The sequence below is a fragment of the Pseudomonas sp. M30-35 genome (assembly GCF_002163625.1).
GTDB lineage: Bacteria > Pseudomonadota > Gammaproteobacteria > Pseudomonadales > Pseudomonadaceae > Aquipseudomonas.
This window is the reverse complement of sequence record NZ_CP020892.1, coordinates 240909-267469: the sequence shown is the minus strand read 5'-3', so window position 1 is coordinate 267469 and position 26561 is coordinate 240909. Positions and strand designations below refer to the sequence as shown.

General features: G+C 56.2%; 16 protein-coding genes. 6 read left to right on the top strand and 10 right to left on the bottom strand.

Annotated elements, in window-relative coordinates:
* Positions 1-24: 24 nt before the first annotated feature.
* The 5 genes from B9K09_RS01120 to B9K09_RS01100 form a co-directional block, all read right to left on the bottom strand.
* Positions 25-1482 carry a TolC family protein gene (locus B9K09_RS01120; protein ID WP_087515118.1) on the bottom strand — a complete coding sequence of 486 codons (1458 nt, stop codon included), beginning with the start codon at positions 1480-1482 and terminating at the stop codon, positions 25-27.
* The gene (locus B9K09_RS01115; RefSeq protein ID WP_177408621.1) at positions 1479-10028 is read right to left on the bottom strand and encodes a cadherin-like domain-containing protein; all 8550 of its coding nucleotides are present in this window, start codon (positions 10026-10028) and stop codon (positions 1479-1481) included. Before B9K09_RS01115 ends, B9K09_RS01120 begins: the two co-directional genes overlap by 4 nt.
* A gap of 1121 nt (positions 10029-11149) precedes the next feature.
* On the bottom strand, positions 11150-11536 hold the full coding sequence (locus B9K09_RS01110; RefSeq protein WP_087515116.1) for a hypothetical protein: 387 nt from the start codon (positions 11534-11536) through the stop codon (positions 11150-11152).
* Positions 11537-11919: 383 nt separating this feature from the next.
* Positions 11920-12639, bottom strand: coding sequence for an SDR family oxidoreductase (bdcA, locus tag B9K09_RS01105; RefSeq protein WP_087515115.1), 720 nt, complete (start codon positions 12637-12639; stop codon positions 11920-11922).
* 28 nt (positions 12640-12667) lie between these two features.
* Entirely contained in the window at positions 12668-13813 is a 1146-nt protein-coding gene (locus tag B9K09_RS01100; protein ID WP_087518931.1) for an MFS transporter, read from the bottom strand.
* A gap of 173 nt (positions 13814-13986) precedes the next feature.
* Between B9K09_RS01100 and B9K09_RS01095 the strand changes: the two genes are divergently transcribed.
* Entirely contained in the window at positions 13987-14601 is a 615-nt protein-coding gene (locus tag B9K09_RS01095; RefSeq protein ID WP_087515114.1) for a TetR/AcrR family transcriptional regulator, read from the top strand.
* Between the two features lie 237 nt (positions 14602-14838).
* Here the strand turns inward: B9K09_RS01095 and B9K09_RS01090 are convergent, their stop codons facing one another.
* Positions 14839-15744, bottom strand: a complete 906-nt coding sequence (locus B9K09_RS01090; protein WP_087515113.1) for a LysR family transcriptional regulator — start codon at positions 15742-15744, stop codon at positions 14839-14841.
* A 254-nt stretch (positions 15745-15998) separates the two neighbouring features.
* Here B9K09_RS01090 and B9K09_RS01085 point away from each other — a divergent pair, with 254 nt between their 5' ends.
* Both B9K09_RS01085 and B9K09_RS01080 read left to right on the top strand, forming a co-directional pair.
* Entirely contained in the window at positions 15999-16955 is a 957-nt protein-coding gene (locus tag B9K09_RS01085) for an SDR family oxidoreductase (protein WP_256574295.1), read from the top strand.
* Between the two features lie 22 nt (positions 16956-16977).
* Positions 16978-18315 (top strand): NTP/NDP exchange transporter, encoded by a 1338-nt coding sequence (locus B9K09_RS01080; protein WP_087515111.1) that lies wholly within the window; start codon positions 16978-16980, stop codon positions 18313-18315.
* A 233-nt stretch (positions 18316-18548) separates the two neighbouring features.
* Here B9K09_RS01080 and B9K09_RS01075 read toward each other — a convergent pair whose 3' ends face one another.
* A complete protein-coding gene (locus tag B9K09_RS01075; protein WP_087515110.1) occupies positions 18549-19811 on the bottom strand; it encodes a hypothetical protein in 1263 nt (420 codons plus the stop codon).
* Between the two features lie 311 nt (positions 19812-20122).
* Positions 20123-21406: an MFS transporter gene (locus tag B9K09_RS01070; protein WP_087515109.1), complete on the bottom strand. Its 1284-nt coding sequence runs from the start codon at positions 21404-21406 to the stop codon at positions 20123-20125.
* Between the two features lie 137 nt (positions 21407-21543).
* Between B9K09_RS01070 and B9K09_RS01065 the strand changes: the two genes are divergently transcribed.
* Positions 21544-22002 (top strand): helix-turn-helix domain-containing protein, encoded by a 459-nt coding sequence (locus B9K09_RS01065; RefSeq protein WP_087518930.1) that lies wholly within the window; start codon positions 21544-21546, stop codon positions 22000-22002.
* A 249-nt stretch (positions 22003-22251) separates the two neighbouring features.
* On the opposite strand, the gene gcvA is transcribed toward B9K09_RS01065, so the two are convergent.
* Positions 22252-23154: a transcriptional regulator GcvA gene (gene gcvA, locus B9K09_RS01060; protein ID WP_087515108.1), complete on the bottom strand. Its 903-nt coding sequence runs from the start codon at positions 23152-23154 to the stop codon at positions 22252-22254.
* A 141-nt stretch (positions 23155-23295) separates the two neighbouring features.
* Between gcvA and B9K09_RS01055 the strand changes: the two genes are divergently transcribed.
* Entirely contained in the window at positions 23296-24702 is a 1407-nt protein-coding gene (locus B9K09_RS01055; protein ID WP_256574172.1) for an amidase, read from the top strand.
* Positions 24703-24722: 20 nt separating this feature from the next.
* Positions 24723-25973, top strand: coding sequence for an MFS transporter (locus B9K09_RS01050; protein ID WP_087515106.1), 1251 nt, complete (start codon positions 24723-24725; stop codon positions 25971-25973).
* A gap of 163 nt (positions 25974-26136) precedes the next feature.
* On the opposite strand, the gene B9K09_RS01045 is transcribed toward B9K09_RS01050, so the two are convergent.
* Positions 26137-26529, bottom strand: a complete 393-nt coding sequence (locus B9K09_RS01045; RefSeq protein WP_087515105.1) for a VOC family protein — start codon at positions 26527-26529, stop codon at positions 26137-26139.
* Positions 26530-26561 lie beyond the last annotated feature (32 nt).

Sequence of the window (26561 nt, the reverse complement as noted above, 5' to 3'; positions counted from 1 at the left end):
TGTTTTTATCCATCACTTGAACCATCAGAGTCCATTTGAATGGCTCAACGTCACAACATTTCTCTCTCCGGTCAAATACGATCCGAAAGAATCAATTCCCATAGAGGAGAACAAGTTCGCGTAGGCACCTTGGGCTTCTGCGTACGCGATGTCGTATTTCACCTCGGTCACTAAAGTATTCATCTCTTCGCGCAAAAGCGTCTGTTTGCTCATCGCACCCGCGCCATAGCCGCCTTTGATCTGATCCAGAATCAAACTCTGCACCTTATATTTTCGCGAGGCGCTGTCCAGCTCCCCACGGCGGTGGGCCAACTGCGCACGCGAAACGTAAACCTGGGTCATGACAGCCATCGCCAAAGCAAGTTCGCGTTGTTGCAGTAAGGCTTCCTCTGCTTTGACAGTGCGCTTATGAGCAGGAAGACGGAATAAATTCAGCACATTCCAGCTGGCACTCGCGCCATATTGGAGCCAGTTGTTGTTATACAAAAAGTCATTCGTATCATAGTTAACGCCGATGAATGTTTTGAAATTTGGCAATGCTGAAAGCATTGCCACGTCAAGCTCTTTGGCGTTGATTCGCTGTAGGTAACTCACCTCTCGAAGTTCCGAACGGTGTTGCAGTGCCGTCATCATCATTTCTTCACCGGAGTAATGAACCTTTGGTATTTCAGCGCCACGATCCGGTAAAACTAGCGAGTACTTTGTTCCGGGACGCACGTTCATCAGTGCCGAGAGCTGTGCCTTAGCTACCACCAGCTCGCGCTGCAGTTGCCTGACGTTAGACTGGATATCAATCAACTCGCGCTGGTAAGTCAGCGCCGTCAACGGGGATGAAAGCCGGCGCTCGGATAGGCGCTGACCGTTCGTTAGCGTTTCCTGTACCGAACTTTCCAACTGATGCAATTTGGCCATCAAGCGCTCTGCACTTACCGAACGCCAATAGGCAATGCGCACCTCCTCGATGATGCGATTCGCGACTTTCCGGCGACGCTCCATGGCAATCAATACCTGATCAGCCTTCTGCTGCGCCCGTACATAGGAAAGGCCAAAGTCGAGCACATCCCAACTGAGCGTGAGGTCAGCACTGAATATATCTTTCTCGGCGGATGTGGACGGTTCTAACGATTCCTGTCCGCTTATTAATGATCGAGAACTGGATCCTGAATAATTATTGCGCCCGGCATACCCCACGCTGCTGACCAGTTGCGGCAGCATGTCATAGCGAGACAGATCCAGCTCCCGCGCACGCAATGCGTGCTCCATCAGCTCAACTTTGTAGTCAAGATTGTATTTCAAGGCGCGAGCAACTGCCTGATTTAGGTCGATCGAGCCAGTGATCGGATCCTGTTCAGCGTCGACTAGACGTAAATTTCGCTCGGCGTTGGTCTCAAGGTCGGCAGAAGTGAGCTTCTCCGGTGTCACCGAGCAGGCACTTAATACGGTAACAGCGCCAATCGTTATGAGTAATTTTGCTCTGGTCATGACGCTCCTCGACTCTCTTCAAAGGCGGCCAACAGCCGCAGTTCTCCATTAACTTGCGCCATGCCAGCAGCATCCAGTGCCTCACCAAGAGTTGTGGCACGCATCGAAGACATGTCCCTTACGTGAGTATCCAGCTGTATTTCCCCCGTTGCCCCCTGAATAGTGATCGGCGTATCCGAATAGGATCCGTCCTCGCGCACCGCCCTGACAATCATCCGCAGCTCTTCAACAGCAGGGGTACGTTCGATAATCGCTAATCCGCGCCCGTCCATGTGAATCCAGCTCGGCAAGGACGACCCATCAACCATCCGCAGTTCAAATCTAGCCACCTGAGATTGACCACCCTCGTCAGCGTCGTACATCTGCAAGTAGATGACGTTATCGCGGGAAACAGATTCGATCATCACCCGGCCGCCACCTGTATCGAGTTGGCTGACTGAATAGCCCTTCAGACTATTTTCGAGAAAATCTCCGAATCGGGGAGCAAAAAGCCTATCCAGCTCGTTACGCACATGACCCATTTTGTCGAGGCTGTCCACGACCTGAAGAATGATGGGTTCGCTAGGTTTGAACTCTCCCATCCCGTTCAGTGAGCGCAGGCCGTTAACTGCAAACAGAAGCGGACGTTCGCCACCAATGTCCGCGACGGAACCTAGAGGTCTCAGGCCATTGACCGTACCGCTGATGACCAAGGGCGTGTCGATAAAACTACTCAATCGCCCTGCCGGGATTGTGGAAAGGGGCTCTCGTTGCGGGTTGGGCTGGAGCAGGAAATTGATGTCGGCTCCACCGCCGCGCACACTAACGATCACGGTACCAGTGTCGAACCCACCGTAGCCATCGCTCACGGTATAGGTAATCGTTGTCGTGCCTGAAAAACCTGGAGTCGCCACGAAACTGATCGTGCCGTCAGGGTTGATCATCACCGTACCGTTAGGTGAACTCGCCGATGTCACCGTTAACGGGTCGCCATCAACGTCCCTATCATTAGCGAGTACAGGGATGACGATCGGAGTGTCTGGCGTTCCTGAGGCGCTATCGTCCTCAGCTACTGGCGGGTCTTGCACCGGTATCACCGAGACAGTGACCGTAGCGGTCGCGGTGCCGCCTTCTCCGTCACTGACCGTATACGTTATGGTGTCGGTGCCATTGAAGTTTGCGTTCGGGGTGTAGTTCAGAACACCGTCTTGCCTGATCACAATTGTTCCGTTGACGGCGCTTGCAGTTAATACCGTCAATGAGTCCCCATCCGGATCGCTATCGTTGCTCAGCACCACGATATCAAGCGGTTGGTCTTCGTTGGTCGATGCTAAATCATCAACGGCAGCCGGCGATGGATTGGTCACGGTCAGATAGAAACTGTCGGATGCTGTGCCGCCGCTTCCATCGTCGACGGTGACGGTTACGGTATAGACACCACCGCTACCACCTTGACTGGCCGAATTGTCAATCGTGCCGCTGATTTCGCCGGTCACCGAGTTGATCGACAGCCCGGCAGGCAGTCCGGTAACCGAATAGGTCAGCGTATTACCGTCCGGATCAGAGAAATAGGGGGCAATGTCGTATTCAAAGGTCGCGCCGTCTGCCTGGGCGCTATCAGGAATGACTCCATTGACGATAGGAGTGTCATTTTCCGGCGTGATCACCAACGATAGCGTCGCCGTGTCTGCGCCACTATTACCGTCTGAAATCGCGTAGGTCACGAGCGGTACAGGGCCACTGTAATTTGCTTGTGGCGTGAAGCTGTACGAGCCATTGGCGTTGATGGTCAAGGTACCCACGCCGGCGATGGTTGCGGTACTACCAGCGGTGTACACCGCCGCATCGCCTGCGATTGTAAATTGAGTCACGGTCAACGGATCGCCGTCGGCGTCACCGTCATTGCTCAGCAAGCCCGTGCCGGCCGCGACCGACAGCGAACCATCTTCAGCGACCGTGCCCGTGTCGTCTGTTGCGACGGGAACGTCATTCGAAGGCGTAATTGCCAACGTCAGGCTTGCGGTATCCACACCACCCTGGCTGTCCGAAACGCTGTAGGTCACAACCGGAATCGCGCCAGAATAATCGGCATCTGGTGTGAAGCTGTACGAGCCGTCACTGTTGATGGTCAGGGTGCCAACGCCGGTGATGGTTGCCGTGCTGCCGGCCGTGTACAACGTCGCGTCACCCGCGATCGTAAATTGAGTCACAGTCAGCGGATCGCCGTCGGCGTCACCGTCGTTGCTCAGCAAGCCGTCACCGACAGCGACTGTCAGCGTAGTGTCTTCGGCGACCGTGTTGACATCGTCGACCGCGACCGGCGCGTCATTCGAAGGCGTGATTGCCAACGTCAGCGTTGCGGTATCGGTCGTCGCACCATCGGAGACCGTATAGGTTACAACCGGCACTGACCCGTTGTAGTCAGCCACAGGTGTGAAGCTGTACGAACCATCGGCGTTAATGGTTAGGGTGCCAACGCCGATAAGGGTTGCAGTACTGCCGGCCGTGTACACCGTCGCGTCGCCCGCGATCGTAAATTGAGTCACAGTCAGTGGATCGCCGTCGACGTCGCTATCGTTGCTCAGCAAGCCGTCACCAGCCGCGACTGTCAGCGTAGTGTCTTCAGCGACCGTGCCCGTGTCGTCTGTAGCGACCGGCGCGTCATTTGCAGGCGTGATTGCCAACGTCAGGGTTGCGGTATCCACACCACCCTGGCCGTCCGAAACGGTGTAAGTCGCCACCGGAATCGCGCCAGAATAATCGGCATCTGGTGTGAAGCTGTACGAGCCGTCACTGTTGATGGTCAGGGTGCCAACGCCGATAAGGGTTGCAGTACTGCCGGCCGTGTACACGGTCGCGTCGCCCGCGATAGTGAATTGAGTCACTGTCAGCGGATCGCCGTCGACGTCACCGTCGTTGCTCAGCAAGCCCGCGCCGACAGCGACTGTCAGCGTAGTGTCTTCAGCGACCGTGTTCACGTCATCGACCGCGACCGGTGCGTCATTTACAGGCGTGATTGTCAACGTCAGCGTCGCCGTGTCTGCGCCACTATTACCGTCTGAAATCGCGTAGGTCACGAGCGGTACAGGGCCACTGTAATCGGCATCTGGCGTGAAGCTGTACGAGCCATCGGCGTTAATGGTCAAAGCGCCAACGCCGGTGATGGTTGCCGTGCTGCCAGCGGTGTACAACGTCGCGTCACCCGCGATAGTGAATTGAGTCACTGTCAGCGGATCGCCGTCGACGTCACCGTCGTTGCTCAGCAAACCGTCACCGACAGCGACTGTCAGCGTAGTGTCTTCAGCGACCGTGTTCACGTCATCGACCGCGACCGGTGCGTCATTTGCAGGCGTGATTGCCAGCGTCAGGGTTGCGGTATCCACACCACCCTGGCCGTCCGAAACCGTGTAGGTCGCAACCGGTACTGATCCGTTGTAATCGGCATCTGGCGTGAAGCTGTACGAGCCGTCGGCATTGATGGTCAACGCGCCAACACCGGTGATGGTTGCCGTGCTGCCGGCCGTGTACACGGTCGCGTCGCCCGCGATAGTGAATTGAGTCACTGTCAGCGGATCGCCGTCGACGTCATCATCGTTGGTCAGCAAGCCGTCACCGACAGCGACCGTCAGCGTAGTGTCTTCGGCGACCGTGCCCGTGTCGTCTGTAGCGACCGGTGCGTCATTTGCAGGCGTGATTGCCAGAGTCAGCGTTGCGGTATCTACACCACCCTGGCCGTCCGAAACGGTGTAAGTCGCCACCGGAATCGCGCCAGAATAATCGGCATCTGGTGTGAAGCTGTACGAGCCATCGGCGTTAATGGTCAAAGCGCCAACGCCGGTGATGGTTGCAGTGATGCCGGCCGTGTACACCGTCGCATCGCCTGCGACAGTAAATTGAGTCACAGTCAGCGGATCACCATCGATGTCACCGTCGTTGGACAGAAGGCCGTCGCCGACCGCGACCGTCAGCGTAGTGTCTTCAGCGACCGTGTTCACGTCATCGACCGCGACCGGTGCGTCATTTGCAGGCGTGATTGTCAGCGTCAGGGTTGCGGTATCCACACCACCCTGGCCGTCCGAAACGCTGTAGGTCACAACCGGTACAGGGCCACTGTAATCGGCATCTGGCGTGAAGCTGTACGAGCCGTCACCGTTGATGGTTAGGGTGCCAACGCCGATAAGGGTTGCCGTGCTGCCGGCCGTGTACACCGCCGCGTCGCCCGCGATCGTAAATTGAGTCACGGTCAGCGGATCGCCGTCGACGTCATCATCGTTGGTCAGCAAGCCGTCACCGACAGCGACCGTCAGCGTAGTGTCTTCGGCGACCGTGTTGACATCGTCGACCGCGACGGGTGTATCAGCCGCTGGAGTAATGGCCAGAGTCAGGGTTGCGGTATCCACACCACCCTGGCCGTCCGAAACACTGTAGGTCACAACCGGTACAGGGCCACTGTAATCGGCATCTGGCGTGAAGCTGTACGAGCCGTCGGCATTGATGGTCAACGCGCCAACACCGGTGATGGTTGCCGTGCTGCCGGCCGTGTACACCGCCGCATCGCCTGCGACAGTAAATTGAGTCACAGTCAGCGGATCGCCGTCGACGTCGTCATCGTTGGTCAGCACGCCGTCACCGACAGCGACTGTCAGCGTAGTGTCTTCGGCGACCGTGCCCGTATCGTCTGTAGCGACGGGAACGTCATTCGAAGGCGTGATTGTCAACGTCAGCGTTGCGGTATCGGTCGTCGCACCATCGGAGACCGTATAGGTCACAACCGGCACTGATCCGTTGTAATCGGCCACAGGTGTGAAGCTGTACGAGCCATCGGCATTGATGGTCAAAGCGCCAACACCGGTGATGGTTGCCGTGCTGCCGGCCGTGTACACCGTCGCATCGCCCGCGATCGTAAATTGAGTCACGGTCAGCGGATCGCCGTCGACGTCGTCATCGTTGGTCAGCAAGCCGTCACCGACAGCGACTGTCAGCGTAACGTCTTCGGCGACCGTGCCCGTGTCGTCTGTAGCGACGGGAACGTCATTTACCGGTATGACTGTGATCGTTGTTGTGGCGACATCGGAGGTCAAGACGCCATCGTTTACCGTCACTTCAACGATACGATCGACAGTCGACGGATCATCGCCAATGTTCTGAAAAGCGATAGACCGAATTGCTTCGGCATAGGCGGCTTTGCTAGCCTCGCCAGTGAGGGTAACCGTGATCTGGCCTGGCACAGACGTGCTGTCGATAGAGACGTTAATCCCTGCCGGCGGTGAGGCGGAAATGACCAGCGCATCGCCCATCTGGGCATTAGTCAAAACGATGGTCGCCGAGGCGATCGTCTGGCCATCGTCATCATGAACACTGTTGTCGATATCAGCGATTGAAACCGCTGCACCGCCTTCGGTGAACGTAGTCGCATAGTCGACGCCAGCGGTCACATCCGTAGCGATGTCATGCCGGGTGGTCAGAACGCTGACATTGTCGATAGCTAATGTGTCTGCCGAGGCGCCGAAGGGCTCGGAGTAGGTGAAGGTCAGATTTCCCGTCGGAGCGACGTTCGCCGGCAGATTTATCGTTATCGGGTAGAACGTAAACGCGCCCGACGTCGAAGTCAGAATGGTGAGCGGACCGCCGCTCGCCCCGTTGAAGAAGGTAAGCGTGCCCACTGCCGTATTGTCATTGGCTCCAGCGCCGGCCGATCCATCGAATACTGCGTAAACAACTCCACCAATCGAAACGGTGAAGCGCGCCGGGGGACCAGTGTTATTGTCCCAGGCGAAATCGAAGGTAAGTTGGGCCGCGCCCGATGGAGCCAAACCAATATTCCAGCCCGAAACATCGGTTTGCGTCAGTACGGCAGGGTCATTGACGCCCCACAAGCCGCCGATAAAACCGAGACCGGTTCCGCCACCCGTTGAAGTCCAGCCTGCGGCGGTCCCGTTCGTGCTGGTCATGGCTCCATTTTGGATAATTTCAGTGGGTGTAACCCCGGAATTGAGATCGACGACCGGAGGTGCAGTGAAATTGTCGCGATAGTCTAAGTCGTGGAAAAGTGGCACGGCGTTTGTGCCTGCTGCTGCCGTGTCACCGTCGGTGTCAGCTAGATTGAAAATACCGCCGCCACCGACGTTCTCGTCGTTGGGATCGAAGCCATCATTGATGTTCGTGCCCTCGAAGATGTCGAGAAGTCCATCCGCATCGGTGTCTGCGATACTGGTAATGGAGGTCGGCTGCCCATCGCCCCGCTCGCCGATATCGCCAGTACCGTCGTTGTCAGAGTCGGCATCTACATAGTCGGCTGTGCCATCGCGGTCGGTATCTACAGGGTTTAAGCCGAGAGCTTTTAGGGAGATATTGTCTGTAAAGATATCGCCGTTCGTTGTGACCGTTGTTACGTCATCAAGCAGGATCGTCGTCTGATTGCTGGTAGCAATGAAGGTTATCGAATGACTAGTGAGACCATTGGTAGACTTGGTAACTGTTTCGGTACCCAAAACAGATAGGCCGTCAAGCGCTTGCACAGTGAGACCGACTATATTGGTACCAGTGCCGCTTCTCGAAATATCAAATGACAGCGTATATGATTGGCCGGGCACCGTGGTGATGGTCTGGCGAGCCTCACCGTTAGGGGTAGTATTACTACTGTTGAAGATCATTACGTCACCGGCCCCTATAACCGATCCAGTCACAGTCCAACCAGCCAAAGAATTCCCTGTAAAATTGCCGTTAGCTACCAGCTCTGAGTTAGATTCATAGATATCATCCAGCCCATTTCCGTTGGCGTCCACGCCACTCGGCGCGATATAGCCCGCCGTGGATTGTGACTCGACATTGTCGGTAATGCCGTCGTTGTCGCTATCGAGGTCGAGACGGTTTGAAACTCCGTCATTGTCGGCGTCGCCAGCAGAGCCCGCCTCGACGGTATCGAGTATGCCGTCGTTGTCATCGTCAATGTCCCCGGCATTAGCGACGGTGTCGCCGTCCGTGTCGAGTGGCGTTAGCGTGGCAGTCGCCAAATTGGACATCTCTGCCCCGCTCGAGGAAATCGCGCCGACAGAGAGAGTGCGTGAAGACAAGGCACCGGAGGTGGTCTCAAAGCGGACGTTATTCAGTGCCGCCTGATAGCTCGCAAGCGAAGCAGAGCCCATCAGCGACAACACTCCGGTGGTGGAATTATAACTGGCGGTGATACCCGTCACGTTCGCTGTAAGCGACAATCTGTCAGCAGACGTTGCACCCGCCAACGTCACGGTCATTGATGTCAGGTTCTGATTCTCGGCATCCGTGACGGAAATCGAATTGCCGATCGCTACCTTCCCCTGGTCATAGCTGGCGACATAGTCCGCGCCGCTACTCGTCGTATCGAGATCGATCTGCGGGGGGGCAAGAAGGTGATGCCATTGAGGAACAGAGAACACGAGTGACTCGATGGTGCCTGTTTCAACCTCCAGATCCCAATTTCCGCCAAGTGTTTCTGAGCCAGTAGCGTCATTAGAAGACGCCACGTCAGCACCGGTTGACTGTGCCAGCAGTGAGGTAGCGCGTGCGCCTGCGTCGCCGGCACCGAAGTCACAACCGTAGATCAGGATGTCGGCCTGGCTCGACATCGCCGATCCTATTGCCGATAGCTCATCGGCATACCGGCCGGCGATGGTTTCAGCGTTGAGTTCGGCGTTACCAAGCCAAAGCCTGCCCGCGTCGCCGTGCGACAAAATGTGAATCACATCCACATCATGCCTTCCCGCCAGCGCCGCCGCGATCTGTTCCACGCCGTCGGCGCCCGGACTGATCATGACAACTTCTAGATCACTACCGATCCCGGCAATGAGATCCTGATAATGCTCGACGGAGCCATCTACAAATATTATTCCTCTTTCACCCGCCGGCGCTGAAGTAAGAGCTATTGGATCATCAAGTGTAGAGACCCTATCTTTGACTCCCTCATCTACTGCTGTATTGCGCTCGGCCTCAAGTAGAGAAACTGCGGAATCCACGACAGCCGTCGATAGCTCGTCGTGGGACGTTCCGGATACGCGCTCCTCATAAAGATAGAACTCACCGGTGTCGCCCAGTTTCGCCCCAATCATGGCAAGACTGCCTGCGAGCTCGCTAACAACTGTTTCACTGCGAAGGGAGGTAGCGCCTAGCGTGAAATCGTCTCCAGCGCCTTTACCGACGAGATGGATAGCGCCGATGTCTCGCTCACCAGCCAGTACCGTTAACACCTGCTCGATTCCATCGCGTGCAGGGTCAAGCGCTACTAATTTTCCAGGGCCAGACCAGTCGGCAGCAAGCTGATCGAATCCTGAAACAGCGCTGTCGACAAACACAAATATTTTGCCGCGATCGCTGTCAGGTGCTTCCGAATGTTGTTGCCCATCCGCTTGCACATCAGAACGCTGGAAAGCAGCGAGGAGGTTACTGATCTCCGCACCTCGGTCACCACCAGCCTGTACGTCGGGGGCATCGGGGACACCTGCGGAATGCTGTTGATCTTGCACAGCATCAACACCGACTACGGCAGTAGCAACGGCCGCGCCATCGAACATCATGCGCGGTTCCAGCGCCATCAATTGGCGCCTGATAAGTCTCTTACGGACCTTTCCTTCGTCCATCTAGTATCCCTCACGCTTTCACAATGAAGGTGCTGACAACGCAATCAGAATGGCTACATCATGCGCCTTGCACCTGCTATAGGCAGATCCAAAGACTAAGTCCACGCCAGTTACTCGGAAAGCGGGAAAACCTGCTTAACAAATCCTTTTGCACCAAGCTCAATGGTTATTGACCAGTCTCAGAAATTTGACACTTGGCAAAACCATAACCTAAATTTTGACGCTTGACCTAACAAAAAACTAAATTTTGACGATCGGTCTAACTGTGACCTAAATTTGACACTAGGCCTAGCCATGACCTAGAATCTGATACTTAACCTAACCATAGTCTAAATTCTAAATAAGCTAACGATCTGGTCACTCCATCGTGCGAAACCATGGTGACCCGCTTTCCGAAGGATGTAGCCTGCCGCGGAAACCACGCAGGTATCGGCTACCTAGAAAAAACATGGGAGATCATGGTGGCTACCGCTGTGGTTAATCATGCGGATGAGTTTGGCGTGAAACGATTTCCTGCGGAAGAAAGCGTTCTGAACTCATTGGCCTAAATGATCGGGAAATCTGCTGACGATATTCACTGGCGCGAATCATCAGTACGTTTATGGACTCCTCCTCATTGCAAGCCCGTTGCTTTTGACCGCTTACTGCTCTTCACTACTGACTACCCTGGGTGAGTCCAATCGATCGGAACGCCACAAATATGCCGCACTCGCCCCGCTAACCGGGGCGAAAACCCGCTACGGCAACCCTTTGATTCCCCGGCTAATCCGCGCTAACGTATTGATTCTAAACGTCGATTTTTAGGACTCTGAAGGCAGGGGTCGTGGGTTCAAATCCCGCTTGGTGCGCACATACAACAAAGGGCTTAGGTGAAAACCTAGGCCCTTTTGTTTTTCCGGCGCTTAACTTGCGCCATGCCCGCCGAAAAAATTAATCAACCTGAATCCAGCGGCCTTAACTGTGCGCTTTTCTGCCAGATGCCACCGATCAGAACGTCCAACCTGTAACTTGAGCTTGCGTTTGAGGTCAATAGGGCATTTGCCCAAGTCAGCAGCGCTAGCGCTCCGGGGAGGATGTCAATTGTGCCATCCCACGATTTTCCCTATAACCCATAGCAAGAAAGCGAAGCCCAAAAGCCCAATTACGCTCCATTGCATGATCGCTAGCTTTCGCTTAAGCGCTGCGGGGAAATTTGTTAAGTCTTCTGAACTTAGCTCACCTCTTTTAAGGTAAAAGCTGGGAAACGTCACGATTCCGGAAATACCACCGACCAGAAGCAGCTTTCCCCAAGGACCACCATGTCGGAGGGGCGCTCTAACCATGATGACTGAGCAGTTTTTCAGATGCCCCAACATTAGATCCATCTTGGTGTAAGCCATATGTAGCGCAACGCCAATCCAAATTAATAAGGCGAGAAGCACTCCCCCACCAAGATAACCAAAAATGAACTCTGCAATACTCATTTACTGTGCTCATAAATGACTTCACCAAACTCCTCGCCCGCAGTCACTCAAAGAGGTGATGCAGGATTGATCGTGGTCTGCCCCCCTTTGTCTATGAGATCTTCACTAAGCGGCTAGAAGGTCAAAATCCTCTGGACTATCTAATCAACAAAATCGAGAAACTCATCCAGAGCTGAAAGAACCATCCCTAGGGCCGCAAGGCCCCTTTTTTATTCGTACGCGCCTATTCAACTAGACATTGCGTATTTGCATTCACCTGAATAGCTGCGTAATTGCAGCGTGTTGGCCAGATGGTTACCACTTTCGGCCAAAAGCAGCCATTCAGTGTGTCTACAAACGCAGGGTCGATTCACTTTCTAACCGGGGGCATCAGCTATGGTGCCTTAGGCGGAAAAGCCACCATCTATGGTGAATGCTGCGCCTGTCACCATGGCCGCTTCTGAGCCGGCAAGCCATGCGACCATGGCCGCGACTTCGTCATCTTTGGCGTGACGCTTGATAGCCATAAAGCCGTGCATGGCGTCTTTAAGCGGTCCGTCGGCAGGGTTCATGTCAGTATCTGTGGGGCCTGGCTGCACCACATTCACCGTGATGCCCCTTTCGCCAAAGTCTCTGGCCAAGCCCTTGGCCATTCCCTTCAAGGCAGCCTTACTCGCGCCATAAGCAGCAAGCCCTGCAATCGGTGTTCTGTCGGCGTTCGTCGAACCTATAAAGACAATCCTGCCCCCTCTCTGCATGTGTCGCGCTGCTGCCACTGCAGCATGGTAGGGAGCATTGATGTTGATTCGGAGCAGGTTGTCGATTTCCTCGGGATCCATGGTCAATGGATCACCTGCGCATAAAACCCCTGCATTGACGACCAGCACATCCAACGGCCCCATCCCGTCGACGGTAGAGATCAGCGCAGTACGATCAGCACTGTCCAAGCAGAGCGCGTTGCCACCGACTTCAACTGCAAGCTGCGAAGCCTGTTCCTGCGAGCGAACATAGGTAAAGGTAACCGTTGCACCGTCCTGTGCCAGGCGCCGCACAATGGCAGCGCCGATACCACGGCTGCCACCAATTACCAGGGCGCTTCTGTTGCGTGTATTTGATGCTTTCATCGTAAGTAACCTTTTTAGTTGAAGTTCATCAATGGCTCACTGCGGGAGACGAGGTCGAGCGCGCTCCGCCTGGAAAGCCATGGCGGTGAGCGAGAGAAGCGACAGCTAGCGCAACCAAAAGCAGCATGAGCACAGCCCAGGGAAGCGAGCCCGCACCCTGGGTATCGAGCAAAATGCCGCCGGCAATTCCGCCACCAGCAATTGCGCCATTCCAAGTCACGACGTTCATCGAGAGCGCTGCATCGGCACCCACTCCTGCCGTGTCTGCCAAGGCGGTCTGAAGCAATGTCGCAGCACCACCGAAGGTCAATCCCCAGACGAAAATGCTGGCGAATTGTGTTGCCGCAGAATGACTGCCCAGGCCCATGGAAACGGAAACCAGCGCGAACACAGCAAGGCTTGCCAGAACGGCATGGCGCAGGCTTTGATCCACCATTCGACCGGTTACCCATATGCCTATCAGAGATGCAGAACCGAAGACCAGCAGCATCAGGTCGACTCTGTCAGCCAGCCCGGCTTGCGCCACAAACGGCGCGATGTAGGTGTAGAGGATGTTGTGCGCCAGCATCCAGGCGAAAACGACTGCCAGAATTGGGCGAATACCCGGCATACAGAACACGTGGCGTAACGGCAATCGCTGACCTTTGGCCTGCCCCGGATAGTCCGGCACCTTCACCAGCACCCAGACGATCAACAGCAGTGTCAGTCCTGACATCAAACCAAAAGCCAGTCGCCATCCCATCAGGTTGCCCAACCATGTACCCAATGGCACACCTAGCGAGAGTGCGATGGGGGTACCGACCATGGCGACAGCCATCGCTCGCCCCTGCTGTGCCGGACTCACCATCCGCCGGGCATAGCCTGCCAACAGGCTCCAGGCCAGACCTGCCGCCGCCCCTGCGGCAAACCGGGCGAACAGTGTCAGCGTGTAGCTGGGCGATAGCGCCGTCAGCGAGTTAAAGAAGAGAAAGCCCAGAATTGTCGCAAGCAACACCCGCCGCCGGCGCCAACCTTGGGTTGCCACTGTCAAGGGTATTACCGCCATCAGCGAACCTATCGCATAGACGGTTATCGTCTGTCCCGCCAGGGATGGCGAAACATCCAGGCCTGCGCTGATTTCAGGTAGCAGCCCCGCAGGCAGCGTCTCCGTCATGATGCAGATGAACCCGGTCATCGCCAGCGCCAGTAGCGCTGCCAACGGCAGCTTTTCAGTCGTATCAGTCGTTGTTGTCACACTCGCCTCTACTTATGTATCGATTGGTATATAAGTAGCGCACAAATCGTTTCGTAGTCAATTACTTTTGTATCGAATAGTATGGAAGTCGATTTTCAGCGGAGATTATCACTATGAAACAGATGGGGCGTCCGCGCTCGTTTGATCGGGCGCAAGCGATTGAGGATGCGATGCGGCTGTTCTGGAAGTATGGCTACGACGCCACGTCGCTCAGCCAACTCAAAGCACACATCGGTGCAGGCATAACAGCACCCAGCTTCTATGCCGCCTTCGGCTCCAAGGAGGCGCTGTTCAAGGAAGTGGTCGAGCGCTACATGGCAACCCACGGCCGGGTGAACGACCCACTCTTCGACCAGGCGCTGGCGCCCCGCGAAGCGATCCGCTCAGCGCTGAAACGCTCGGCGCGGATGCAATGCGACGAGAACAACCCGAAAGGTTGCCTGGTTGCTCTTGGCACTCAGGCATCTTGCGCATCAACCGACGCTAATGTGCTGAAACCACTCTACGATGCACGCGCCCGCACACGAGCAGGTTTTCTCTCGTGCGTCGAACGCGGCCTGAGTAGCGGTGAATTGCGAGCAGACACGGACGCTCAGGCGCTCGCGGCAGTCTTCGAGAGTTTTCTGTTAGGTATCTCGCCAATGGCGCGCGATGGCGTCCCCCTGCTAGTGATCGATAGAGCTATCGATCATCTGATGAAACTGTGGGATGCGAACTCAGGCTTGTAGGTGCCGTGCTACTCGTTTCATGATGCGCCTAGCGAATGCGGGATGAACGTTTAGCATTGGAGTGGCGAAGTCGATAAAGGTACGCACCCGTCTCGGCCCAGCGAGCATCGCGGTAGGTCAATTGTACGGGAGGGCCCTGGCTCGCAAAGCCGCCCGGTACTGGCTCAAGCAAACCGCTCAGCAATTTGAGTAGTCACTGGATAATCATCGTAGTGTGTCCCCTATTACTGTCGTCATTTAAAGGCTTTGCTGAGCTTCGATTTTCAGAAAATCGACGAATGCCCGGAGCGGCGAAGGCACATGCCGACGGTCGTTGTAATACAGGTAGGGGCCGTCGAATGCCTGCCACCAGTCTTCCAGTACCGGTAATAGCGTGCCTTGCTTGATCAACGGCCCGAGGTATTCCTCGAAGGTGTAGATAATCCCTACGCCGCCTATCGCGGCGCCCACCTCTAAGTCCTGGGATGAGCTGAGCAGTGGTCCCTGCGGCGGTACGCGTATGGTTGCGCCGTCTTTTTCAAACTCCCATACGCCCAGCTTGCCGCTTTCGAAGCGATGACCGATCAGGCGGTGGTTAAGCAGGTCGCGGGGATGCAGCGGTATGCCGTTCTGCTCCAGATAGCCAGGCGATGCGGCGGCCACAAAGCGCTGCCGACGCGGGCCAATGGGCACGGCAATCATATCCTTGGCCACACTTTCCTCGTAACGCACCCCCGCGTCGTAGCCAGCTGCGATGACATCGATAAAGGTGTTATCCATCGCCACTTCAACGCTTACCCCAGGGTAACGCTCGAGAAACTTAGGGATTAGCTTAGGCAGTTCGAAGCGAGCGACTGGAACCGGGACGTTAAGACGCAGGGTGCCAACCGGCCGCAGCACGTTGTCATCGAGGTCGCTGAAGGCTGCGCCTATTTGCTCAAGAGCCGGGCGTAGCCGCTCCAGCAGGCGAGCACCGACTTCCGTAGGAAATACGCTGCGGGTCGTGCGATTGAGCAGCCTGACGCCCAGGTCGCGTTCCAGCCGGCGGACGCTATCGCTGATGGAGGAAGCCGACATGCCACGTTTCTGCGCCGCCACCCGGAAACCGCCTGCCTCCACTACTGCAGCAAAGAGTGCGACATCGGTCAGGTTGGGCTGGCGCATGGCTACTCTCCAAAAGAGGAAGGCCGGATTGTACGACTGGACGTACATAGCGTCCATTTCAATACGGCTTATCGGCAGCAATCTACGGGTGAACAATGCCTTACGTCGACGCACCGCCTTGTAGCGGTTCGTCAGATCATTACCTACGTGAGGATCGAACAATGACAAACACAACCCTACAGATGGATCCCATAAGTACCGCCAGCGCTGCTTGGCGCAGAGGTCTGGCAACCCTTGGTCTGGCCTTGAGCTGCATGTTGGAAGCCGGCACTGTTAGCGCCCAGAGTCAGCCAAAGCCTGACTGGAGTCTGGCGGACATGCCCTCGCAGAGCGGGCGTATTTTCCTGGTCACAGGCGGCACCAGCGGCATGGGCTACGAAGACGCCAAGGCCCTCGCGGCGGCTGGCGCTCAGGTGGTGATTGCCGCGCGCAATCAACAACGGGGCGAGGAAACTATTGCCCGTATCAAGCAGGAGGTTGCTGACGCTCAGGTGCAGTTCGAAGCGGTGGACCTGGCCAATCTGGCATCGGTTCAGGCATTGGGCGAACGCCTCAATGCGACCTTGCCGCGCCTCGATGGGCTGATCAATAACGCAGCGATCATGGCACCGCAACAACGTGCCACCTCAGCCGATGGCTTCGAGCTGCAACTGGCTACCAACTACCTGGGCCACTTTGCCTTGACCTCCCATCTGCTACCGCTACTGCGCAAAAGCGACTCCGCACGGGTGGTGACGCTGTCCAGCATCGCGGCCGCACGCGGCAGCATTAACTTCGATGATCTGCAATTCGAGCAGGCCTATGACCCTTACGCGTCCTATGCCCAGTCCAAGCTGGCAGGTCTGATATGGGCATTCGAGCTGCAACGCCGCAGCGAGGCGCAAGGCTGGGGGATTCAGAGCATTGCCGCTCACCCCGGCGTGGCCGTGACCGAGCTGATCAAGCGCGGCCCGGGCCTGGATAGCGACTTCGGACGCAACTGGGCCAAGGATCGTGAGCGCTACCACTCCGCAGCTCAGGGTGCGCTGCCGACACTGTACGCAGCCACCGCGCCCGAAGCCCAGCCCGGCGTCTATTACGGGCCGATTGGTGAGGAGGAAAAGCGTGGCCCTCTGGGGTTGGCCAGCGTACCGGCAGCCGCAAAAGATGCTACAGCGGCCGCTCGCCTGTGGACGGTAAGCGAACAGTTGACCGGTGTCAGCTACCGCTAATCCTCGCGCCAGGAGAGTCATCATGCTGTCAGCAACTCTGGTGCAGCGCCTCGGCGTCGCCATCAACGCCGAACGTCACGAGCTGAATTCCGCGCTTGCGGGATTCACCCTGTTTTTCTGCCTGTTCTCCGGCTATTTCATGTTGCGGCCCATTCGCGAGTCGATGGGCATCATGGCGGGGATCGAGAACTTGCAATGGCTGTTCACCGCCACCTTCGTCGTCATGCTGGTGGCGGTGCCGTTGTTCGCCTGGCTCAGCTCCCGGGTGCCGCGTATTCACTTCGTCGACTGGGTCTACGGGTTCTTCTGCCTGAACCTGCTGGCATTCGCCGGGCTGTTTCAACTCAGCGATGATAACGTCTGGTTGGCGCGGGTGTTTTACGTGTGGATCTCAGTCTACAACCTGTTCGTGGTCTCGGTGGCCTGGAGCCTGATGGCCGATGTGTTCGACGGGCATCAGGCCAAGCGGCTGTTCGCGTTCATCGCCGCCGGCGCGAGTGTCGGCGGCCTGGTCGGGCCGGCCATGAGTGCGCTGTTGGTCGGTATCGTCGGTCAGTCCGGGCTGATGCTGCTGGCGGCCGTATTACTGGGCGTCGCCCTCGTTCTGAAAGCGCCGCTGATGCGCTGGCGGGAAGTCGGTGGCGCTGGCAGACCGGGCGCGCCAATCACAGAGAGCACCCGCAAGCCGGTAACGGGCAACCCGTTCAGCGGCCTGACTCGGGTCATGCAATCACCTTACCTGTTTGCGATCGCCGGGTTTGTCGTGCTGCTCGCCACCGTGACGACCTTTCTGTATTTCGAACAGGCACGCCTTGTGGCTGAGCGCTTTCCTGACCGCGAGTCGCAGATCAGGGTATTCGGCATCATCGATGTGATCGTGCAGGCCGGAGCCTTGCTGTCGCAATTGTTCATCACCGGGCGCATCGCTCAGAAGCTGGGCGTGCGCATGCTGCTGGCGATCGTGCCGATGCTGGTCTGCGTGGGCTTTATCGGGCTCGCCCTGGCGCCCACGTTCGCCATGCTGGCGGCGCTGATGATTGTCAGGCGCATAGGTGAGTACGCCTTCGTCAGGCCTGGGCGAGAAATGCTCTTCGCGCCGCTGGATGCCGAAAGCAAATACAAGGCGAAGGGCTTTATCGATACGGTCGTCTACCGGGCAGGTGATGCGCTCAGTGGCTGGTTGAAGAGTAGCCTGGACATGCTGGGCCAGGGCGCAGTGCTGGTAGCGTTGGTAGGCGCGACCTGCGCATTGATCTGGGGCGTGCTTGGCTGGTACCTGGGCAGGCAAGCCGACGACTTGAGCAAGCGCGCGACGCCTGAGGTAAGTGACCGCGGCTCAACGGTGCTCGCAGGCCAATAGCCCTTAGTTGTGTCACCGGACAGGTTACCCAGCGCAGGGACTGCTGTAGGGGACTGACCACGGTTTTGTGAGAATTCGATTTAAACGTGGTCTGTCCCCCTATTACGCCAGGATTGAGAAGCCCAGCAGTCACTCAAAGTGGTGAAAGAGCCTAATCGTGGCCTGTCCTCTTGCTGCTGGCGGCTGCTCGGGCAGCCGCTGCATCTAAAGCCTGCCTTTGCCTCAGGCTCGGTTTAACGCACAACCTCCATTGCAGAGTAGGTGTACGTACTAACTCTTTCGTCCTCCACCGTTTTCAGCGTGAGGGAAACCCCCAAATCCTCGATAAATGCATTGGAGAATTTACTGGTGTCTTGTTCGCACTCAAGCGCAATGGCATCGCCGGTAAGTGCGCCAGATATTTGCCTAGCGGGAAAGCGCTGACCCACAGTGCAAGTCATCGATAACATTCGAGGTACGTCGGTTGATCTTGCAGGTGCATATTTCATCATTAGGCGAGCGATTAACATCTGGCCGGCGCTCCAACTCGCCGGGGGATTAACATCAAGTTCGCTAGTTCGTAAAACACGTCCATCACCTATGCCGATCATTTGCGACTTCAACTGAATCAGGCCTGCTTTGGTGAGGCGCTTAACGTGGAAGGTTTCGCTATAGGTTTCTTTTATCTTCAGCACTCCTCCGTCAGCAATGTACTCGACTTTCACTGGGTAACCTGCCGTAGAAGTGTCAGTTGTGCTGTTGAAGGTGTATCTCAGCGTTTTGAATTTTGGCTGGAGCAGTGGCAAGTTAAGTTTCTTGAGCACGTCTTCTGGCACGGCAACAGCAGCAATATCTGGATCCGGTTGGGATTGAGGATAATCAGCCGGTGCGATGTCTGGGCGCAACTGGCCAAGCATCACTCCATCAACGCCGCCTTGCAGGGAGCAATTGACCCGCGACTGAGTGCCCTGTTTGCCTTCTGGCTCGACGATCAGGATGCGCTCAACACGTTTACTACCTGGCGCTGTACCTGGCTGGGGTTGAATGACTTGCCACTGGTCATCCACCTTTAGTTCACTGCGCACAAAGGATGAGCCTACGTTCTGCAGTTGCGCGGGCTGTTCCATCAACGGAGCTAGGTGCTTAGCTACTTCGTCTACGCCACCTTCAACAATAAAGCCCCAGTAATAGTAATGACCCAGTCGACCTAGGTCGTTGCTCTCGTCAACATAGGACAACAGTTTCATACCGGCAACTGTCGGCGTATCGCTAAGTTGAACTGAATTTTCCGGACTGCTCCCGCGGTTTTTGACGGTAATCCACGCCACATCTTTTTTCTGTTTAAGCGGCGCAATCGCCTCCCACGCATCGTGATAGGTATTCAGGCTGTTAAAGAAGCTGGCATCGCAGCGAGTGAAAGCCTTGAGTGTTTCGGTTAGCGCAGAATCGCTGGCTTGGGCGACGGAGGGCAGGAGCAGCGCGGAGGTTAGAAGCAGTGCAAGGGACGGCAGTTTCATCGAGTGTTATGTCCTTATTGCTGGTCGGGTAAATGCATATTTATTTACTGACGAGCCTCATTAGGCTTGTCAGTAAATTCTGCAGTAATCCAGATTAGAACCATTGCCACTAGTAACATCCAGCCTATAGCTTGAAAAATGCCAACTTGCGTTAAAGGTCAACAGTAATAGGGGTCAAACCACGGCCTTGTGAAGCTTCGATTTAGACGTGTTCTGCACCCTATTACTACTCAAGCTTGAGCAAGAAAGCCCTCTGAGCTTCATCAGTGTTCAGAAGATCTCCAGCTAGCGCTGTTACATCGCGATGGCTTTCATGCTGGTCCGCCTTGATTGGTCGTTGAAAAATAAAACGTGAGAAACCACAGAACCAAGGCAATAGCACTGATCAAGGCACCCAGTAGGCTTACTGCAATCCAGCCCCATAGCGCATAAACCTGAGTCGCGGCTGCGGCTCCCAGCGCGCTACCGAGCGAGTAGAAGCACATGTATGCGCCGACCATGCGACTCTGGGCGTCAGGACGTGCAGCAAAAATGAGGCTCTGGTTGGTAACGTGTACTGCTTGCACCGCGAAGTCGAGCAGTACTACGCCGCAAACCAGAGCTATCAACGACGTTTCGGCAAAAGTGATGGGCAGCCACGAAAATGTCAGGAGCCCCAGCGAAATGCCGGTAACTCGTTGTCCCAGGCCTTGATCGGCCCAACGACCGGCTCTACTAGCGGCAAGAGCACCGGCGACGCCTGCCAATCCAAACATACCGATTGCAGTGTGTGAAAGCGACAGTGGCGGGGCGCTCAACGGCAGCACCATGGATGTCCACAGCACGGAAAAAGAGGCAAAGATCAATAAGGCGAGAAGACCCCTGACACGTAAAGTGCGCTCGGTGATGAACAGTTTGAAAACCGAACGTATAAGCGCCAGATAAGTGTCTTTGTGCCTTGGCGGTGGCGTGACAGGAACCACTTTCCACAGCACCGCCGCAATGGCCAGCATTAATCCTGAAGACACGAAGTAAACGGCGCGCCAGCCCGCGATGTCCGCAATCAGGCCAGAGGTAAACCGCGCCAGAAGAATGCCCAGGACAATTCCACTTGTTACCGTCCCTACTGCATGCCCCCGTTGTGATGGCGTTGCCAACACGGCGGCGTATGCCACAAGTACTTGCACAACCACTGCCAGTAAACCCATCACAATCATGGCACCCAACAGGGCCAACCATTGCTGTGCTGCGCCGACCGCTGCGAGTGCAACCGCAGACAGCAGTACCTGAGTCAGAATCAGCCGCTTACGACTTACCAAATCGCCCAGTGGGACGATGAACAGCAACCCCAACGCGTAACCAACCTGAGTAGCAGCCACGACAAATCCGATCAGGGATGAGGCCACATCCAAGCTCTGAGCCATTGAATCGAGTAGCGGTTGTGCGAAGTAAACGTTGGCCACTGCCAGCGCGCAGGTGACAGAAAACAGTAACGTGAGCGATGGGGAAAGCTCTGGAGACCGGTCAGTCTTGCTGCTTTCTCCGGTATCCGAATGCAGCAACCCTGAAGCCTGCCTAGAGAACTGTTTGGTGACTGAGTCGGCATCAGCTGTCATATACACATCCATGGCGTTAAACTGGTTTCAATTAGGAACTAGATTCAATTGTTGCTTTATCTGGTTTCAAATTGCAACCATATTGCATCGAGCAGAGGGACAGACTTGGCAACCCCTCATTACGAAAGGTTAAGAAGATGGTCGAAGACGCCTCAACGCAAAACAGCGAATGCCCTGTCGCAAGGACACTGGCGGTAATTGGGGATCGCTGGTCGCTCATGATCATCCGCGACGCTTTTGATGACATTCGTCGATTTAGCGAATTTCAAAAAAGCTTGGGTGTGGCCAAAAATATTCTGGCATCGCGACTGAAAACGTTGGTCGAGGTTGGGGTATTCGACGTTCGACCGGCGTCAGATGGAAGTGCCTATAAGGAGTACGTGCTTACGGACAAAGGACGGGAGATCTTTCCGGTTGTGGTCAGTATGAGACAGTGGGGCGAGCGCTTCCTGTTCAAGCCGCAGGAGACGCGTTCCGTGCTGATGGACAACAAGTCCGGCGAACCTCTGATGCCGATTGATGTTCGCTCATCAAGCGGTCAAAAACTTGGACCGTCTGACTGTCACATAGTGAGACTTGTTGACGGCGAGTCGTGAATCGACAGCAGACTTGCAATACTCACCTCGCTGAGCAGAGCGAAATCCCACTAAGACCAGCTGCGATAACCTTTTTATTGTCCAGCTTATTCGCACGCAGGCATTGATTCTAAACGTCGAATTTTAGGACTCAGAAAACAGGGATCGCGGATTCGAATTCCGCCTAGTACGCCCTCCCCGCCAAACCCGTCCGCCAGCCAATCAGCATTAAGCCAACGCCCAGGCGCGCCGGAATGGAGCGAGGAACTTTCACTCTGGATGATCGGCTTCCGCAGCCGAGTCTAGTATCCAGCGACGGAACGCGGCGATCTTTGGCCGATCGTGTCGAGCTTCGGGGTAGACCAGGTAGTAAGCAAAGTCCTCTAGCAGCGTGATATCCGCAACCCTGACGAGTTGCCCCTGCGCAAGCTCAGTCGCCACCATGGCGGCGGGCAGCAACCCGACGCCCTGCCCGGCCAGTACGGCCTTGACCAGCAGACCAGAGTCGTCGAAGGATGGCCCCCGGAGTGGCCCCACCTCTTCTACTCCTTGCGATTGGAACCAGCGATGCCAGGCCTTGCGCTCCGCGTCATGTACGTGCGGCCAACGCGTCAGGTCGGCTGGCGATGCTGGTCGCCCTAACCGGTCAACGAGTTTCGGGGCCGCCACCGGAACGATATCCACTGCGAGCACGCGGTGACTTGCCAGCCCTGGATAGACGCCTAGTCCGTGGCGGATAGCGACATCCACACCATCACGGGAGAAATCGACCAGCTGATTGTTAGTAACCACCCGCAGGTCGATCTCCGGATTGTTGTTCTGGAACTGAGTCAGACGCGGCACGAGCCAGGCGGAAGCGAAAAAGGATGTCACGCTCACAGTCAAAATCCCTGTTTCCTCGGCACTCGCAATTCGACTGGAGGCTTCGATTATTTGCCTGAAGGCATTGCGTACTGGCGGCAGGTAAGCCTGTCCGATATCAGTCAGGAAGATGCCCCGGTTCACTCGGTGAAATAACTTGACGCCTAGATTGAGTTCGAGCGTCTTGAGCAACTGGCTCACTGCACCTGGTGTCACGCAAAGTTCTTCCGCGGCATTTTTAACGGACAGATGCCGTGCCGTAGCTTCAAACGCACGAAGCGCGTTCAGGGGTGGCATCTTGCGCCCAATCATTTAGCTCACCTAACTCGAAACAGACAGAATTACTCGTTTGCGCCCTATTCTGCAAGGGGTCACTATTCTTTCAGCTTAGCCGTTCTCATGCGAACCAAGCAGCGCTTGATCAGCATATTTCTCTACTGCGGAGACGACCACGTGATCACCCAATCGACAGAGTTGCATTACCTTGAACTGACCCAGCTGTCGGCTCTCATCAAGTCGCGCCAGATATCACCAGTTACGGTCGTGCAGGCGCAGCTGGACAGAATCGCAGCCATAGATGGGAACCTTGGTGGTTACGCGCTTGTAATGGCGGATCTTGCTCTGTCTCAAGCTAAAGCGGCTGAGGCGGATATCGCGGCGGGCCGATACCGAGGCCCCTTGCATGGCGTACCAATTGCCGTGAAGGACCTGTTCTGGACCAAAGATATCCCAACAGCAGCCGGCATGCGGATTCACCAGGAAAATTGCCCGACCGAGGATGCAACTGTTGTCCGGCGCCTCAAGGAGGCCGGCGCAATCTTGCTGGGCAAACTTCAACTCACCGAAGGCGCCTATTCCGATCACCACCCCTTGATCACACCACCCAAGAATCCTTGGAACGCTGACTTTTGGCCTGGCATCTCTTCCAGCGGCCCGGGCTCGGCAACAGCGGCAGGGCTGTGCTACGGCGCGCTTGCCTCCGACACGGGAGGTTCGATCCGCTGGCCTTCTGCGGCCAATGGTGTGACAGGCCTGAAGCCCAGTTGGGGGCGCGTCAGTCGTCACGGCGTGTTCGAGCTTGCTGCCAGTCTCGATCATGTTGGGCTCATGGCCCGTAGTGCCGAGGATATTGCCGCCCTCCTGACAATTATCGCCGGTGGCGATCCTAAGGACCCAACTGCCATACCCGACCCGGTCCCCAATTACATGGCAGCGGCCGGCCAAGGCATCCGGGGTGTACGTATAGGTGTGGACACCGAGTGGAACAGCGCCGATGTCCACCCCTCGACCCAACAGGCTCTATCGGAAACGATGGAAGTTTTTCGCTCGCTCGGCGCACATATTACTGAAGTCACCTTTCCCGATGTGCAGCAGGCGGTGGCTGACTGGTATCCCATCTGCTCGGTGGAGGCAGCCGTCGCTCACCAGACCACCTACCCCGCGCGCAAGAGCGAATACGGCCCGGTGCTGGCATCCGTAATCGAAGCAGGTAGCAGTCTGTCCGGCATTGACTATCAAAAGCTACTGCTGCGGCGGCTGAACTTCCGTGGAAGCGTCGCGACTTTCTTCAGCGCCGTTGATTTGCTGCTCACGCCGGTACACCCCTTCGCACCACTGAGCCTCGATGCGATACAGACATTGGGCGAACAACCCGAACTGATAGCCAGGCTTCAGCGCTATACCTGCCCGTTCAACCTGACTGGGAATCCCACCATCACTTTGCCTGGTGGCTTTACCGAGTTGGGCTTACCCATCGGTTTCCAACTCGTCTCTGCCCATCTCGACGAGGCAATGCTTCTCCGCGCGGGTACCGCCTTTCAGACCGCTACATCCTGGCATCGCCGTCACCCATTGGTCTAATCGGTCTTAAGGGGTTTCCGATGAAAAACAACTCAATGTCTTATCGTATCTTTTACGGCTGGTTTGTTGTGGCCGCAGCGTTCGCCGTCACTTTCGTCGGATTCGGAAGCGCTTATACGTTCAGCACTTTCGTTCCCTCTCTGCAGAACGAGTTCTCCGCCTCGCGTGGCTCAGTTTCTCTGGTGTTCTCGCTGGCGGCCTTTCTGTATTTCGGCCTGGGGATCCTGAGCGGGCCGCTCTCGGATCGATGGGGCTCTCGCGTATTGGCTGTGACAGGTATGGTTCTGGTGGGGCTCGGCCTGGCATTAGCCGGTATGGCCCGCAGCATGACGCAAGTCTATATCGCGTACGGGCTTGGGGTGGGGCTCGGTGTAGGGCTTTCTTATGTGCCCGTGCTGAGCACCGTGCAGCGGTGGTTCGTTCGCCGTCGCGGGTTCGCATCGGGAGTCGCGGTCAGTGGAATTGGCGTAGGCACGCTTGCGATGCCGCCACTTTCCGCCCTGCTAGTCGAATCCATCGGGTGGCGCGACGCCTACTTCGTACTCGGCGGGCTCGCCGTGATTGTTGGGGCGGGAATGGCGCTATTGATTGTTAACAGCCCCAGAGATATGGGCGTTGCCCCCGACGGGGACCCTTTAAAAATCGGTGGGCGATCCGAGCCACCTAAAGATTTCGCTGTAGCCACAGCCGTCAAGTCACAGCGCTTCATCGGCCTTTATATTGCCTGCTTACTCTGCTCATTCGGCGTCTTCGTGCCGTTCGTCCACCTCGTTCCATACGCTGTGGATCTTGGCGTGGCGCCTGCACAGGCCGTCTATCTTCTGGCCATGATAGGGCTTGGAAGCACGGCTGGGCGTTTCCTGCTTGGCGGTTTTGCTGACCGGTACGGCCGGCGCTTTTCCCTTTTGGTCATGTTCACCGGAATGGCGCTCGCCATGATGATCTGGCTGATCGCGACCGAACTCTGGTTGTTAGTCATTTTCGCTCTGGCATATGGCATCTTTTATGGTGGCTGGGTCGCTGTCCTTCCAGCTCTCGTCATGGACTACTTCGGTGAAAGCAAGGTCGGCAGCCTCATCGGCATTCTTTACACCAGCGTAGCGTTCGGCACATTGATAGGCCCCAGCGCGGCCGGATATGCCTTCGATTTGAACCAAAGCTACACGGTACCGATTTTGGCAAGCATCTGCGTGAACCTCGCTGCCATGGTGATCGCAGCGAACACATCCAAGGTGTCTCAGCAGCGATTAAGCGACAACGTACCTGGCTGAGCTCAGTGAGACGCCAAAAGCGCTTGTTACCTCACTTCCAGTTATTCAATTTCGGCACGAGACACTTGCGGGAGTGCTTCAGGGGACAGACCACGGTTTTGCGAAATTTCGATTTAAACGTGGTCTGGCCCCCATTTCTCCAGCGGACGGTTTGAACCAGTTGTCAGAGCATACTGGCCCGAACCTGAAAGACATTGCCCTCGGGATCATGGGCATCACAGACTTTATAGCCTTGGAACTCCCACTCGCGTTCTGGGCTATTCAGTTCGCCACCTAAACGCATAGCAACTTCCCGAGCAGTGGCAAGACTCTGAACGGCAAAACAAAGTTTGATGGCTGTGTTCTCTCGACGCTCTGGTGGGGACGAGATGACGATTTGATCTGCGATTGCAGGCGCGATGGCCACCACGACAAGCTGAAACTTGGTGGACTCAAGCAACACATGATCAGGCTCTTGCTGGAGAATTGGCAAACCGGCCAGCTCTGAATAAAACTGGCTCACACGCCCAATGTCTTTTGCATAGATGACAGCGCCTGCGATGAATTGATCTTGCATGCGATCTTCCTTGGAGCTGCTCGGTGCAGCGG

Coding starts and splice junctions, on each gene's coding strand:
- B9K09_RS01100 (WP_087518931.1), bottom strand. CDS start 13,813: ATGACCGGGTTCATCTGCATCATGACGGAGACGCTGCCTGCGGGGCTG.
- B9K09_RS01090 (WP_087515113.1), bottom strand. CDS start 15,744: ATGCGCCAGCCCAACCTGACCGATGTCGCACTCTTTGCTGCAGTAGTG.
- B9K09_RS01095 (WP_087515114.1), top strand. CDS start 13,987: ATGAAACAGATGGGGCGTCCGCGCTCGTTTGATCGGGCGCAAGCGATT.
- B9K09_RS01075 (WP_087515110.1), bottom strand. CDS start 19,811: ATGAAACTGCCGTCCCTTGCACTGCTTCTAACCTCCGCGCTGCTCCTG.
- B9K09_RS01085 (WP_256574295.1), top strand. CDS start 15,999: ATGTTGGAAGCCGGCACTGTTAGCGCCCAGAGTCAGCCAAAGCCTGAC.
- B9K09_RS01115 (WP_177408621.1), bottom strand. CDS start 10,028: ATGGCGCTGGAACCGCGCATGATGTTCGATGGCGCGGCCGTTGCTACT.
- B9K09_RS01080 (WP_087515111.1), top strand. CDS start 16,978: ATGCTGTCAGCAACTCTGGTGCAGCGCCTCGGCGTCGCCATCAACGCC.
- gcvA (WP_087515108.1), bottom strand. CDS start 23,154: ATGATTGGGCGCAAGATGCCACCCCTGAACGCGCTTCGTGCGTTTGAA.
- B9K09_RS01050 (WP_087515106.1), top strand. CDS start 24,723: ATGAAAAACAACTCAATGTCTTATCGTATCTTTTACGGCTGGTTTGTT.
- B9K09_RS01045 (WP_087515105.1), bottom strand. CDS start 26,529: ATGCAAGATCAATTCATCGCAGGCGCTGTCATCTATGCAAAAGACATT.
- bdcA (WP_087515115.1), bottom strand. CDS start 12,639: ATGAAAGCATCAAATACACGCAACAGAAGCGCCCTGGTAATTGGTGGC.
- B9K09_RS01070 (WP_087515109.1), bottom strand. CDS start 21,406: ATGACAGCTGATGCCGACTCAGTCACCAAACAGTTCTCTAGGCAGGCT.
- B9K09_RS01110 (WP_087515116.1), bottom strand. CDS start 11,536: ATGAGTATTGCAGAGTTCATTTTTGGTTATCTTGGTGGGGGAGTGCTT.
- B9K09_RS01120 (WP_087515118.1), bottom strand. CDS start 1,482: ATGACCAGAGCAAAATTACTCATAACGATTGGCGCTGTTACCGTATTA.
- B9K09_RS01065 (WP_087518930.1), top strand. CDS start 21,544: ATGGTCGAAGACGCCTCAACGCAAAACAGCGAATGCCCTGTCGCAAGG.